General features: G+C 64.0%; 15 protein-coding genes. 9 read left to right on the top strand and 6 right to left on the bottom strand.

What is annotated here, in order from left to right; all coding sequences use genetic code 11:
- Positions 1 to 46: 46 nt before the first annotated feature.
- From GPX89_RS01940 to GPX89_RS01930, 3 genes are all read left to right on the top strand, one after another.
- Positions 47 to 1,906 carry a UvrD-helicase domain-containing protein gene (locus GPX89_RS01940; RefSeq protein ID WP_157354764.1) on the top strand — a complete coding sequence of 620 codons (1,860 nt, stop codon included), beginning with the start codon at positions 47 to 49 and terminating at the stop codon, positions 1,904 to 1,906.
- Between the two features lie 196 nt (positions 1,907 to 2,102).
- Entirely contained in the window at positions 2,103 to 3,875 is a 1,773-nt protein-coding gene (locus GPX89_RS46170; RefSeq protein ID WP_157354763.1) for a zinc-ribbon domain-containing protein, read from the top strand.
- A 433-nt stretch (positions 3,876 to 4,308) separates the two neighbouring features.
- The gene (locus GPX89_RS01930; RefSeq protein WP_157354762.1) at positions 4,309 to 4,677 is read left to right on the top strand and encodes a hypothetical protein; all 369 of its coding nucleotides are present in this window, start codon (positions 4,309 to 4,311) and stop codon (positions 4,675 to 4,677) included.
- A 902-nt stretch (positions 4,678 to 5,579) separates the two neighbouring features.
- Here GPX89_RS01930 and GPX89_RS01925 read toward each other — a convergent pair.
- From GPX89_RS01925 to GPX89_RS01910, 4 genes are all read right to left on the bottom strand, one after another.
- Positions 5,580 to 6,023, bottom strand: a complete 444-nt coding sequence (locus GPX89_RS01925) for a hypothetical protein (RefSeq protein WP_157354761.1) — start codon at positions 6,021 to 6,023, stop codon at positions 5,580 to 5,582.
- Positions 6,023 to 6,433, bottom strand: coding sequence for a helix-turn-helix domain-containing protein (locus GPX89_RS01920; protein ID WP_157354760.1), 411 nt, complete (start codon positions 6,431 to 6,433; stop codon positions 6,023 to 6,025). The genes GPX89_RS01925 and GPX89_RS01920 overlap by 1 nt, the downstream gene beginning before the upstream one ends.
- A 68-nt stretch (positions 6,434 to 6,501) precedes the next feature.
- Positions 6,502 to 6,915, bottom strand: a complete 414-nt coding sequence (locus tag GPX89_RS01915) for a hypothetical protein (RefSeq protein ID WP_157354759.1) — start codon at positions 6,913 to 6,915, stop codon at positions 6,502 to 6,504.
- 327 nt (positions 6,916 to 7,242) lie between these two features.
- On the bottom strand, positions 7,243 to 7,461 hold the full coding sequence (locus GPX89_RS01910; RefSeq protein WP_157354758.1) for a hypothetical protein: 219 nt from the start codon (positions 7,459 to 7,461) through the stop codon (positions 7,243 to 7,245).
- A gap of 554 nt (positions 7,462 to 8,015) precedes the next feature.
- Between GPX89_RS01910 and GPX89_RS01905 the strand changes: the two genes are divergently transcribed.
- Positions 8,016 to 8,210: a hypothetical protein gene (locus tag GPX89_RS01905; protein ID WP_157354757.1), complete on the top strand. Its 195-nt coding sequence runs from the start codon at positions 8,016 to 8,018 to the stop codon at positions 8,208 to 8,210.
- A gap of 231 nt (positions 8,211 to 8,441) precedes the next feature.
- On the opposite strand, the gene GPX89_RS01900 is transcribed toward GPX89_RS01905, so the two are convergent.
- Positions 8,442 to 8,864, bottom strand: coding sequence for an Hsp20/alpha crystallin family protein (locus tag GPX89_RS01900; protein WP_157354756.1), 423 nt, complete (start codon positions 8,862 to 8,864; stop codon positions 8,442 to 8,444).
- 159 nt (positions 8,865 to 9,023) lie between these two features.
- On the opposite strand from GPX89_RS01900, the gene GPX89_RS01895 reads away from it, so the two are divergent.
- From GPX89_RS01895 to GPX89_RS01875, 5 genes are all read left to right on the top strand, one after another.
- Positions 9,024 to 9,395 carry a MerR family transcriptional regulator gene (locus GPX89_RS01895; protein WP_157354755.1) on the top strand — a complete coding sequence of 124 codons (372 nt, stop codon included), beginning with the start codon at positions 9,024 to 9,026 and terminating at the stop codon, positions 9,393 to 9,395.
- Positions 9,396 to 9,576: 181 nt separating this feature from the next.
- Positions 9,577 to 10,737 carry an AI-2E family transporter gene (locus GPX89_RS01890; protein WP_198347224.1) on the top strand — a complete coding sequence of 387 codons (1,161 nt, stop codon included), beginning with the start codon at positions 9,577 to 9,579 and terminating at the stop codon, positions 10,735 to 10,737.
- Between the two features lie 172 nt (positions 10,738 to 10,909).
- Positions 10,910 to 11,194, top strand: a complete 285-nt coding sequence (locus GPX89_RS01885) for a hypothetical protein (RefSeq protein WP_157354753.1) — start codon at positions 10,910 to 10,912, stop codon at positions 11,192 to 11,194.
- 105 nt (positions 11,195 to 11,299) lie between these two features.
- A complete protein-coding gene (locus tag GPX89_RS01880; protein WP_157354752.1) occupies positions 11,300 to 12,163 on the top strand; it encodes an alpha/beta fold hydrolase in 864 nt (287 codons plus the stop codon).
- Positions 12,164 to 12,247: 84 nt separating this feature from the next.
- The gene (locus GPX89_RS01875) at positions 12,248 to 13,159 is read left to right on the top strand and encodes a helix-turn-helix domain-containing protein (protein WP_198347223.1); all 912 of its coding nucleotides are present in this window, start codon (positions 12,248 to 12,250) and stop codon (positions 13,157 to 13,159) included.
- Between the two features lie 83 nt (positions 13,160 to 13,242).
- On the opposite strand, the gene GPX89_RS01870 is transcribed toward GPX89_RS01875, so the two are convergent.
- Positions 13,243 to 13,464 carry a DUF397 domain-containing protein gene (locus GPX89_RS01870; RefSeq protein ID WP_157354750.1) on the bottom strand — a complete coding sequence of 74 codons (222 nt, stop codon included), beginning with the start codon at positions 13,462 to 13,464 and terminating at the stop codon, positions 13,243 to 13,245.
- Between the last annotated feature and the right edge of the window lie 85 nt (positions 13,465 to 13,549).

Below are 13,549 nucleotides of genomic sequence, written 5' to 3'. Positions count from 1 at the left end.
CGCAGTGCCCGGTCTTCCTGCGGGTTACCGAAGTGTGTTCGCAGGCATGCTGATGGAGCGCGGTGCGCATCTGTTGCTGCGTGACCCCATCGTCAATGTCCCGGCGGGACGTGCACACGCGCTGCTCGTCAGCCGCGGCGGAGTATTCGCGCTGGTGTTCACTACCAGCGCACCCACCCGGCAGACGATTGATACCATCCGTGGTCGCGCCCAGCGCGTCCTCGATCGTCTGGCGGTTGGCTCGAACGTGTTCGTAGCGAACACGATTCGCGTCGCACTGATCGTGCCGGTCGGCACCGATCTGGGGCATGTGGACCCACGGGTGATCGTCGCCGATGAACGCGGTGTGCGACGAGCGTTCTTCACTGGACGTGTCCTTGAGCAACGTGACGCCGAGCAAGTTGCCAAGAGCATCGCCGACAAATCCGAGTACCGACCGGTCCATCTTGCCGTGGCCGCCACCAGCCCGGCTGTCGAGGAAGAGGGGTTGTTCGAGGAGGCCGACACGATCTCCGACCAACGTGAGCGCGCCCTGTCGGAACCGTTACTCACCTGGCTGTCGTTTCTGGACCCCGATCAGTTCGCGCTCGTCCGAGCGAACTACAACGGCCCGGCGCGGATCAGCGGACCGGCCGGCACTGGCAAGACAGTGGTCGCGCTGCATCGCCTCGCGCGTATCGCGCGAGAGAGCACCGGCAAGCTGCTGATGACCAGCTTCGTACGTTCCCTCCCCGCATGCCATAGAACACCGTTCATGCGACTCGCCCCCGAAGTCGCCGATCGGGTCGAGTTCATCGGACTCCATGCCTGGGCGAGCCAATTCCTGCGTGGGCGTGGAAAACCGATGCGTATGGAGCCCACCCGAGCACGCACGGCCTTATCGCTGGCCTGGTCGCATGTGGGAGGTGAGAACGGGGCACTCGCCGGGATCGAGCCCAACCTCGAATACTGGGCCGATGAAATCGACCGCTTGATCAAGGGCCGCGGCATCACCGAGTTCGACGACTACAAGGCGCTGGTGCGCACCGGTCGAGAGGGCCTGCCGCTGCGCCGGGAAGACCAACGTCCTCTCGTATGGCAACTTTTCAAAGAGTACGAGAAGATCTGCCGCAAGCGGGAAATCCACGACGCGAACGATCTGATCGACGCGGCCCTGGCCGAGCTCCGGCAGCGTCCGCTCGACCCGCCGTACGCGATGGTGGCCGTCGATGAGGTTCAGGACGTGACCCTGCTGGGGCTGCGCCTTATCGGACAGATCGCGGCCAGCACCCCGAACTCCTTGTTATTCGTCGGCGACGGCCAGCAGCAGGTGTACCCGGGCGGGTGGAGGCTGTCGGACGCAGGGTTCGACATCCACAGCCGCAGTGAGACCTTGGACGTCAACTATCGCAACCGAGCCGCGATCCTTGCCTACGCCAAGGGAATCGACGCCCGCAACGCCGTCGACGATCTCGACGGCGGCGCCGGAGTAGCGCTGCGCGATGCACGAGGTGTGCTCGACGGCGGCCACGTCGACGAATGGCAAGGACCCGACGATCAGCTGGACGCCGCCCTGATTGCTGCCCTCCGAACGCTCACCGTACCCAGAGGTCACATCGCCGTGATCACACGCACGAATACCGAGGCAAACCGATTCCTACGCGTGCTCAAGACCGACGGCATTGCGACTCAACTCCTCGAAGATTACGACGGTAGCTACGTCAACGCAGTGAAGGTCGGAACCGTCCAACGAGCCAAGGGACTCGAATTTCCTGCGGTTTTCCGTCCAGTACTCCCCGGCGAACGACCCCGCCGCAGAACCGCCTCCCAACAGGATGCTGACGAGCTGGCCGCCCGCCGCCAGCTGGTCGCCGTCACGCGGGCGCGCGATTACCTGTGGCTCGGCATCGTCGACGGAGCGCTGTAGCAGGCGAACCCCAACGGGCAACTCTTTCCAGGAATGTCTCGCATATTCAAACTCGCGGAAGGGTATTCAGGCTCGCGATGCAGCTGCAGGTCTAGCTTCGGATTCACCTGTGCCGCTTGGCCGCTGACGCCATCAACCCGATCACGATGATCGAGCCGAGGAGTTATGTCGGTCGGTGGTGGCATGATGGCGCACCATGAGCACGACGCCGCCGGTGGGCCGTTCGTTAGCCGATCGAGCGCCCACGGTCGCAGAAGAGTGGCACCCGACGCTCAACGGAGATGTCACTCCCCGGGACGTGTTCGCTGGCAGCGACTTTCGAGCGTGGTGGCAGTGCAAGAGTTGTGGACATCAGTGGGCGTCCAAGCTTCAGAAGAGGGTTCAGCTCGGTCGAGGTTGCCCCGAATGCGCAGTTGCTCGTCGTGCGCGCACCCAGGCGACGCCGCAGCCCGGTAAATCACTGGCAGACCTGCTTCCTCATCTTGCAGCGGAGTGGCACCCAACCAGGAACGAGCTCACCCCGAGCGATGTAATGCCCGGCAGCGGAGCCAAAGCATGGTGGCTCTGTCCTGTGTGCGGAAACGAGTGGGAGACCGTCGTGACTTCGCGGGCTCGGGAGGGTCGGGGGTGCCGCAAGTGTTGGCATGTGCGTCGCGGTATTCTAAGAGCCACACCTAAACCCGGCCACAGCTTCGCTGATGAGCATCCTCTTGCCGCGGCAGAGTGGCACCCTACCCACAATGGCGACTGCGAGCCGTCGAACGTCAGGCCGTACAGCAAGACACCGCGATGGTGGATATGCGCCGCTGGTCACGAATGGGAGGTTGCTCCTGCCGACCGCACTCGCAATGAGCAGTGTCCCGAATGCGCGAAGTCACGACGGAGTGATTCGAAGAGGACACCCAAGCCAGGCCGATCCCTGGCCGATCTATACCCTGAAATCGCTGCCGAGTGGCATCCCACCCTCAACGGGAAGCTAACTGCCGCTGATGTTAACCCTGGTGGGAGACAAAAGCGTTGGTGGCAATGCCGGGCCAACGAACATGCCTGGCTTACTCCACCGTACAAGCGGACCATGCGGGGCGACGATTGTCCCCGATGTTCCTTGATCGGTGTATCGGCGCGCCAACTTCGTCTCGAGTATGAACTCGCGGCAGCGGGACTACCTGTGTCTCACGGCCATCCACCAATTCCGGTCAATCGGAGGCGACCGGTGCGCTGCGACATCGTCATCCCATCCCTCAACCTGATCATCGAGTACGACGGCGTGCGCTTCCACCGAGGTCTGGATCGACAAGACCGAGCACAATCAGCTGCACTGACATCGGCCGGGTGGACAGTCCTTCGGGTAAGGGAACTTCCACTCCACGGCCTGGGTGGAGACGAGGTGTTCGTGTCTCCCACTGAATCGATCAAATCCGTAGCGCTCAAAGTGCTTGGCTCACTGGAGAAGCGGGGATATGTCGCTGATCGATTGAACGACTACCGTACCTCAGCTGACACATGGGGCGAATCAGACGCCAGGAAGGCGATCCACCAACATCGAACAGTAAGCCTTGCAACGAAGAATCCCACTCTGGCAGCGGAATTCGACCCTGCAAAGAACGATGGGGTGCGTGCGGACCAGGTTCATCCGGGTACCCATACAAGGTTTGTATGGTCGTGCTCGAACTGCGGGCACGACTGGACAGCGGCGGTGTCAACAAGGGCATCGGGCCACGGATGCCCCCGATGCAGGTACCGAAAGGTCGCTGAGAAACTCTCCCGCCCGGAACCTGGCAAATCCTTCGCCGACAAGTACCCCACAATCGCGCTCCAGTGGCATCCGAACCGCAACGGTACCCTGACGCCTGATCAGGTGCGGCCGGCCAGCAACAAGTTGGTTTGGTGGATCTGCCACAAGGGACACGAGTGGTCAGCACGTGTCGCTAGGCGACGAAGCTTGAGGTGTCCCGACTGCAAGTTATAGATCGGGCCCGAACTGGCTCGCATGCATCAGGACCGTCCCACACCAAGCGGGCTTCGTACGGGTAGTGAACGCAGCCGCGTTTGCGCATCCCGAGGTGGAGCATTCCTGCGTCTTGTTCACTACCTGCACCTCACTGTCCCCGACGGTTGAAGTTCCGTCCGGGTCGCCAGTCCGTCAGATTGCTGAACCGCGGCTAGCGAAACCGACATTCAGATTCCTACCATGCGGACTACCGTGAACGGTGCCGGCTTTCAATAGCTCTCTGCCAGTATTGCTTTCGACGTTCCCGAACATCGTCGGTTACTGATGCTTCTCGTCCAGGCGGGTCCGGCAAGACCCTGTCGAGCCAAGCCTCGCTGGATCCGATCTCAGCGAAATCTCTACGTGCATGGTCGTTTTCATCGGCATCCCTACGCACGTGTTGAAAGCGTAGATGGAGACGCCCCCGCTCATCGCCGGTATGTGCAAGGGTGTAGCTGCATTCCCGATCCCAAAGGGCATCGTGGTCGCACATGCAGAAGTGATGCCGTACAGCGAGGGGCAGCCCCCACTGCCGATCGGTGAGGCGGGCGATGAAGGCATCATGCTCGACGGGCACGTCACGTCGAGTTGCAAATTCGAAGATCCATTCACCGCCGGTCTTGCGATCTGGGTTCGTCCAGAATCTGGTGCGGTAAGCGGAATTCACCGTATGGAAGAGGGCAACCCGACGAAGAAGCCCACTTCCGAGCCAGGCGAGATCGTGTGCGCTCCTCGTCACACCTGGGACATCTCGTTCGAATTCGCGTTCAGCCGCAGTTAGAGAGCCTGACGCCCACAGGGGTGTCTCGCCCGAGAGATCCAGCGTCCTATGAAACTCCGCTATGTCTGCCTTCCACTGGGTTCCGGGGGCTCCGTGAAGGGTCATGCGGCTGGTGGTTCCGACGAGCGACACGATCAGATCGCCGCCCCTAACAGACACAAGCCGCAAGCGCGGGATCCCCGAGAGCTCCCCATCCGGCCGGACCCGTGGGAGCAACATCCCAACGAGGGTTTGGCTGAACGGAAAGATCGTGCCGGGCAACCATTCTGGCGGCCTCCGAATCGGGTGCATTTCGGCGTGGCTATCGAGCCAGACTGCCAGCGAGCCATCGGACGCCAAGCGCAGCCTTGCAATTCCGACCGGATGCGCCAACCACTCTCCGTAGCCGCCGAAGGTCCGCAAGACCTCGGACTCCAGAAACTCCTGATCTTTGGTGGCCGCCATGGGAATCGGCACCACGTTGTCGAAAACAGTGCGGCCCTTCAAATCACTGTAGGGCTCACCCGTGTAGAGAGCCCGCGTGCGAACTCGCCGCGCAAGACGTCCCCCATGGACCATGGCATCGACCATCCCGAACGCCGCTGCCCGAAACGCCCGAATCGTGATCGGCGCGCCCAATCGGTGGGCACGAAGTGGTCAGCGGTCGGGTGTGGCGGACCTAGAGCTCCTCTATCCCACCAGTGACACCGCCAAGGCTGGGGCAGCGCGGTGTCGGGAGTGGCCGCCATCCGGCCGAGCGCAATCCTGCCAACGGTGCCGCGATCGGACAAGCACCGCCGAAGTCACGCGTGTCGCCGGCACAGCCGATGGTTAGCCCTCAGCTGACCATCGCGTAGCCAAGGCCGACTGCCGTGGCTACGGAGTTGCATCGGAATTGCTCAAGGCTAATGTCGCACCTAACTTCAGGCTCCGGGTGCGTGCACCGCGACCAGATCTGCAAACCTGACCTCGTCGAGGGCGGTGACAGGCAGGACCCCAGCCTGCAGACCGAAGACCCGAAGATCGTCCGCCAGAGCAGCGCGGATGTAGCCAAATGTGTAGTCAATCCCATAGTCGCGGAGAAACTCTCGTACTTCCTCGATCTCGGGCATCTCCTGGTCGTTTGCGAAGATGAATCGGGTAACTACTTCGAAGGTCGCGTCGATCGAGTCATTCCGGAGTGCGAGACGTCCGCGGATGTCGAGGATAGGCGCGTCGTTCACCTGTGCATCTCGTCCCAGACTCGGTTTGACTGATGCCTCGTAGATGTCCTGTACCGCGTCGTCGCTGTCTTGGCTCTCCACCCTTTGCACGGCGCGGCACATCCAGATCACATCACCACCGGTCGCCCGCTTGGCCAGCACCATTACACGACCTTTACTTGCATCGACAGGCCCCAAAGCGAGCTGGACCCACCCGACCTCGTTGGCTCATCACGAGGCACCGAGGCGAGCAACTGACCCACGACCACGTTCTGTCCGGCTCCGGCCTGGTCCTGCTCCAAGGTGCGTGTTTCGACACGAAAGACGCCCCTCACAGCCTTGGCGTAGCGCCTGATGGTGGACAGAGTGGGGTTGGTGCCACCGCTTTCGAATCTGGATACCTGCGATGGATCTACACCCATAGCATCCGCTACCTCGGTCACAGTCATCCCGCGCTGGATCCTGATTGCCCGCAAGCCAAGGATCAGATTCAACTGCTCCTCAGCGACGATGAGACCGACGCGATCACGATCAGTCGGGTTCTCGATGCCTGGGAACATCTCCATGTGCGTCATCTCCTTCCCCGCTGGACACAGGATGCCTCATTCCTAGCACCTTCGCGTGCTTTATAACGCAAACGGTATCAAGCCGAGTTCCAGCGTCGCCAACGCGCACGAACGTTCTCGCACCTCGTGACCCCTGAGTCCATCGCGTCGTGTATGTCCTTGGTCTGGTCGGCGCTAGCCCAGTCGCTCGACTCGCTCACAGGCTTCACCCCTATCCCGCTGCCAATGATCAGATCTGTCGGCTTGTCCCAGCCCGGGCGCTGCTCGATGAAGTACAGCCGATACATCGTGCGCTCATCCTCAGACATGGCGTACAGTTCGCCGGCCCAGGGCATTGGCCGCTCGGCATCGAACTTTAGATCCGGGAGTTGCTCGACGCGCTCACCGACAGGGCAACGATGGGTCGGGTAGCCCTTCCGATCAGGGTTTTCGTTGTTGGTTGTCGCGGGGAAGCCATGGGTGAACGCACGGCGAGCCTTCGCCTCAAGCAACTCCGCAGCCTCGGGGTCCTTTGCGCGAAGCTCAGCGAAGTGGTCAGTGCACTCGGATGAGTATGTCCACGCACAACCTGGAGTATGGATGCGCGACATGTAGACAGCTGGCGCCGACTGCCCCATCATTCCCCACCCTCTTCGCGAAGCATCAACCTGAGATACCGATCATGCCGCATTTGCCGCTAGCAGGTGATCGGATCCAGCCCTGGGGATCAATCACCACTGTCGGCGCGCCACACCGCAGCAGATGGCTGGGGACAGCGCTCGCCGACAGTTGCACTCTCGGCAAGCAGTCGGCCAGCGCTCGTTCAGATACCCAACCACCTAGGCAGCTGACGGTTTCGCCAATAGGTACGAGACGTTCTGCTGCGACATGCCGGACAACCCAGCCAGCCGAGTCTGCGTGTAATAGTCCGGGTCGACGGCCCGCAGCCGCACGAGAAGTTGCAGCCGGGCGTCCTTCGCCTTCTCGCCAGCTTCGATAACTCGGCCGTACTCGAGGAAGTGCTTCCGGATCAATACATCACGCTCCGCGTCATTCATGGCGCATCGACCGTCCGTACAAGCAGCTGGTAGACGCCGCTTCCTGCCCCGATAACAGGCAAGACCCATGCGGTAGCCGCTCGTTTGCTCAACGTCGAAACTCGTCGGCGTGTCGCAACCACGACACACCGAAGCCCGACATTCGGCGATAGCGGCACAACCCGGGACAGGGACTCGAACCTTTCCAACTCATTACCAACTTCTGAGCGCAGACACCGCGGGACGGGCAGGGATGACGAGGGACATGCACAACCATTGAAATGCACTCTGCACCAGCGAATTTCGCTCCCCTGCGGGACACCGAAGGGCATCCGGGGACCCCCAGAAATCCTGCGATCTTGTGCCTGGGTGTCGCGGGTTCGAGTCCCGTCAGCCACCCCGACACGAGGGCCCCGATCCATTCGGATCGGGGCCCTCGTCGCATGTCGGGTGAAAATGTGTGCGTTCCAGCCGGGTCGGTGGTCCGAAGGTGAGGAGTAGTCCGTAGGGTGAGCGGTAGTCGGCCCGCGTCATTCGGATTCGGTGATCCGGCGCCATCGGCGGGAAGTATTCCAATGAGCTCTGCACGACAGACCACCCTCCAGCACGAGCAGAGTGAGTTCGGTGCGGCACGCGCCGCCGAGAAAGCCGCGTGCGAGAAACAGAACGCCCAGGCAGCCCTGACCGTCGCCGGCCATGCCCTCGATGCCGAGGACTGCGCCTTCCTGCTGAAGATGCTCGGACTGGACGCCTCCGCCGAAACCGAGTAGCCAACCGGCTCTTGATGATTCATCCCGCGCGGGGCGGGCCGCACGGGCCCGCGCCTGCCGCGGCGGCCAGGTGTGCACCGAAGATGTTCCACCGCCGCGGTGTTCGACGCGGGCCCTAGGTTTCGCTTCCCGCCCCGCGCGAGAATGCAGTGTCCGTTACCATTCCTGCCTGGCATCACCTCGCTTTCACAACGTGGTCACCGACCGGCGCAGGGGACGACGCCCGGCGAGTCAGGCGGGAAGGGCCTGGTGTTTGCCGTTGTGGCGGGCGACCTCGATCTTGCGAGGTTTGGCCTGCTCGGCGACCGGAATGGTCAGACGCAGCACCCCGTCGAGGTAGTCGGCGCGAATCTGCTCGGTGTCCAGGTTCTCGCCGAGGAACAGTTGCCGGCTGAATTCGCCGCGGGTGCGTTCGGCCGCGATCATCGACCGGTTCTGGTCCAGCTGCGGGCGCGAGGCGCGCACGGTGATCACATTGCGTTCGACATCCAGGTCGAGGGTGTCCGGGTCGATACCGGGCAGGTCGAATTCCACGAAGAACTCGTCTCCGTCGCGCCAGGCGTCCATCGGCATCACGGCCGGACGGGCCGGTGTGCCGAACACCTGCTGAGTCAAACGATCCAGGTCACGGAAGGGATCGGTGCGCATCAGCATGGTCGCCACCTCCAACTCACTCCAATCTCGATCGAAGGGTTGTCAGATAACCTATGCCATCTGACATAGATATTTTTTAGCACTCGGCATAGGTGAGTGCAAGGTTCTGAGAGAGGTAATCTGAACTTCGACAGCGCGTGAGCAGAGGAAGGTTTCGGGATGCAGGCAGGCGAACAGGACCACCTTCCGACGTCGGCGCAAGCGGTGTACGCGATCTCGGTCGCCGCGGAACTGTCCGGCGTCGGGGTGCAGACCCTGCGCCTGTACGAGCAGCACGGACTGATCACACCCACCCGCAGCGCGGGCGGCACCCGCCGCTACAGCGGCGACGACCTCGCCCGGCTGGTGCGCATCGCCGCCCTGGCGGAGCAGGGCATCAACCTGGCCGGTATCGGCCGCATCCTCGACCTCGAGGACACCAACAGCACGCTCCGCGCCGCAAACTCCGTCCTCGAGAATGCCAACGCCACACTGCGCCAGTCGAATACGACGCCGCCCCAGCGCGCGGACGACGAGCCGCGGGAGCCCTGAGATCGTCCCGCCGCGGGTCGATCGACGGGCCCCGGATTCCCCTCCGTAACCGGGTTTCACCTCCCGCATCCGGGGTAAGTCGGCACGAGCAGGACATGATCGACGATGCGACCGGAAGTACTGTGCCGCATCGGCTTCGACGTCGACGGGCCATACGTGCGAGCGGATTCGAATGACGGATATGGGCGAGGAAGCGCACCACAGTCGCTGGGTCGGTCAGCCGCGCCCCGACGACGAACCGGCGACCATCTCGTCCGCGGAGGAGCGTGCCGCGCGGCTCTCCAGCGATACGAACCCGTTCGGCAAGCCCGGACGCAGGTTCGACCGGCGTTCGCCGTTCATGATGGGCCTCATGGCCGCCGCGGGGGTGCTGGTCACCGTCGGCGCGGTCCGGGTGGTCCTCGCCGCCCACCAGGCATTGCTGCTCGTGGTGGCGGCGCTGTTCCTCGCCATCGGCATCGAACCGGCGGTGTCGTGGCTCAGCCGCCACCATGTCCGGCGCGGCTTCGCCGTGGCGCTGGTGTTCGCGGTGACGCTCGGCGGCCTGGCCGTCTTCCTGTGGGCCGCGATCACGCCACTGCTCGATCAGGGCCAGGCGCTGATTCACCATGCGCCCGACAGCCTCCACCATCTCGAGGACCGCTACCCGGTCGTGCACCGGGCCGCCGATCGCTTCCACCTCGACGAGAAGCTGAGTCGCGGCGTCGACGCCGACTTCGGCAAGCTGTCGCAGGGACTCGTCGGCGCCGGCAAAGTGGTGTTCGGCGCGCTGACCGCCACGGTGATCGTCGCAGTGCTCACCGCGTACTTCTCGGCCAACTTCCCCTCCTTGCGCACCAACCTCTATCGGTTCTTCCCGAATGCCCGCCGCCCCCGGGCCATCCTCATCGGCGACGCGATCCTGGCCAAGGTCGGCGGCTATGTGCTCGGCAATCTGTTGATCTCGCTCATCACCGGCGTGCTCACCTTCATCTGGCTGGCCGCCTTCGGCGTCCCGTTCGCGCTCGTCCTCGCCGTACTGGTCGCGGTTCTCGACCTGATCCCGCTGATCGGATCCACGCTCGCCGGGATCATCATCACCCTTGTCGCACTGACGGTTTCGCTTCCGGTGTGCCTGGCGACCGTGGCCTTCTTCATCGTGCTGCGCTGGATCGAGGACTACCTGCTGGTGCCCCGCATCATCGGACGCACCGTCCAGGTGCCCGCGGTGGTCACCATTGTCGCCGTGCTGATCGGCGGTTCGATCCTGGGCGTGCTCGGCGCGCTGCTCGCGATTCCCGTCGCCGCGAGCCTGATGCTCCTGGTGCGGGAACTGCTCTTCCCGCGCTTGGACAGCAAGTGATCCACCGCACTCGATAGCGGAGATGTAGCACGGATCATCAAGCGGTTTGCCATAAATTCGCTAATGCTCGGCGTGGCCACGGACGATGATCTTCCTGTGGCCGGTGTCGGACATCGGCCCGGTTGGGAAGTCCCGACCGATCTTTGGAGCCGATTCAGCAGGAGGACCGGGAATGAAGCGCTTTGCGACAGTCTTGACGGCGGCGGCGGCCGGAGCCATCGTCTTTCCGCTCGCCACGACGGCCACCGCGAATGCCGATGTGTGGCAGCCGGTCCCCGGCATCTCGATTCCCCTGCCCGACGGCGTGTTCCGCGGTCTGCCCGGCGTAATCGCGACCCCGCCGCCCGCGCCCGCGCACGTCGAAGGCGAGCCTTGCGACAACGGCGGACACTGGGTCCACCTCGATGGCGGCAACGCCGCGCACTACGGCACCGAATGGCTGTGCCGGGTCGACTAGTCGACTCATCCCCCGTCCTCACGCTCTTTCCTGCGGCCGGACCGATGATTTTCGGGTGAACCCGTCGTCGATACCTCCGGGTGTACCGACAGACAGGAGTTCGGCATGGTGGGAGCGTCGGGGTCGGGTGTGACCTCGGTACGGGCGAACGGGGTGGAGCTCGGGACCGAGCACTTCGGGCGGGCGGACGATCCGCTGATCCTGTTGGTCGGCGGGACGACGATGCTGACGTGGCCCGACGGACTGTGCGCGCGGCTCGCGTCGGCGGGGCGGCGGGTGGTCCGCTACGACCTGCGCGACTGCGGCGCTTCGACGACGCTCGATCCGGAGAATCCGGGCTACGAGCTGCGGGACCTGGCTGCCGACGCGGCCGCGCTGGTCGAGGCGCTCGGCGCTCGGTCCGCGCAGCTGGGCGGAATCGGCGTCGGCGGGATGGTCGCTCAGGTCGCCGCGCTGGACCACCCGGAAACGTTCTCCGCGCTGACGCTCGTCGGCACGCGACCGGTGGCGCCGGGCCCGGCCGACGCGGACCTGCCCGACCACGACCCCGCCGTCATGAGCGCGCTCTTCTCCCGCCCGCTCCCGGACTGGACCGATCGCGACGCTGTCGCGGCGTTCGCCGCCGCGGGGGCCGGGCTGCTGGGCAACGACCCAGAGCAGGCTCGGGCGACGGCGGTGCGCATCTGGGACCGCACACCGTCGAACGATCCCGCCGTGCACGCGGCGAACCAACTCGGAATGGTGTTCTCCCGCATCGATTGTGCGCCGCGCTGGCGGCACCGGCTCGGCGAACTCGGCGTGCCCGCGCTCGTGGTGCACGGCCGCGCCGATCCGTTCTTCCCGGTCGGCAATGGCGAGGCGCTCGCGGCCGAAATCCCCAGCGCGCGACTGCTCGTCCTCGACGACATGGGTACCGCGCTGCGCGATTCCGCCTCCGACCGCATCGCCGCCGCCATGCTCGACCTGTGAAAATACGGCTGATTCATGGCTGTGACCGGCCGAACCTTGACTCAGGTGAATAGAGATGATTCGATCTGAATCATCATGGTTCCAGTGAATCAACCCGCAGAGGGCGCGACCGCGGCGGCGACACCCGCCGCGAATTCGGTTGCGCGCGTGTCGCGGCCGCGCCAGCAGTTGGGCGTGGAGCTGCGCCGGCTGCGGGACATCGCTGGAATCTCGGGTCGGGAATTGGCCAAACGGGTCGGTATCAGTCAGTCGACACTGTCCCGGATCGAGGCCGGGCATGTGGTTCCCCCGCTACCGCAGGTCCTGGACTGGGCGAAAGCCGTTGGGGCGGACGCGGATTGCCAGCGTTCGCTACGCGGCCTCACCGAGGCGGCGCATTCGCCCGAGGTGCGCGACTGGGCGTCCTCGCTCGCGGATCGCCCGCACTTACAGGACGACGTAAGGGCTTTGGAGGAAGACGCACAGGTGGTGCGCAACTTCCAGCCCGCCCTGGTGCCGGGTCTGCTACAGACCGCCGACTACGCACGCCGGGTGTTCGCCAGCTTCGATCCGCCCTATTCGCCCGACGCGCTCGCGGCCGCGCTCGCCGCCCGGCTGGATCGCCAGCGGGTGCTGTACGACCCCGCCAAGCGCTTCGAATTCCTGATGACCGAAGCGGCCCTGCGCTTTCGGCCCGGACCGCATCGCATACTGCTGGCCCAGCTGGACCGGATCATCTCGATCGAGACCCTCGATACGGTCACCATCGGGGTGATTCCGCAGGATATCGAGGCCAGCACGACCATCCCGCACGGTTTCGTCATCTACGAGAGCGAGGACCACGCCCTCGCCTCCGCGGAACCGATCTCGGGCAGCATGGTCACGCGCGGCCCCGAACTCGTCGACGCCCACCGCAGACGCTGGGACGCCTTGACTCGAATGGCCTTGTTCGACACCGATGCCCATCGATTCCTCACCGACCTTCGGGACGAAATCCAGCGCATCGCAACCCATTGACCATTTTCCAGCGGTCGTCGAGGGGTCGACCGCACGTGGGGGTGGTGGTGTCGCAGCAAACTCGCTGCGACACCACCTTCACGTCAGTCTCCGAAGTCGAACTCGCTGGCGCGCACACCCGAGGTGAACGCGCGCCACTCGGACTTCGTGAACCACAGCGTGGGGCTGTGCCGATCCTTGGAGTCGCGCACCAGGATCTGTCCCTCGTGGTAGGCGACCTCCACACAATCGCCCCCGCCGTAGCTGAAACTGCTCTTCGCGAACTTGGGTCCGCGCTGCTCACCGCGAATCGTATTGCGGTTCATGAAATTCATTCCTTCCCCCGGAGGGCCACTCCCCATGACCCTGTTCCTGAATCGCTGACGACGAATACTCTGTTATCCGAACCAC

This window comes from Nocardia terrae (genome assembly GCF_009760405.1).
Taxonomy (GTDB): domain Bacteria; phylum Actinomycetota; class Actinomycetes; order Mycobacteriales; family Mycobacteriaceae; genus Nocardia; species Nocardia terrae.
Note: the sequence above shows the minus strand (reverse complement) of the source record. Positions and strands in the feature narration are given on the sequence as shown.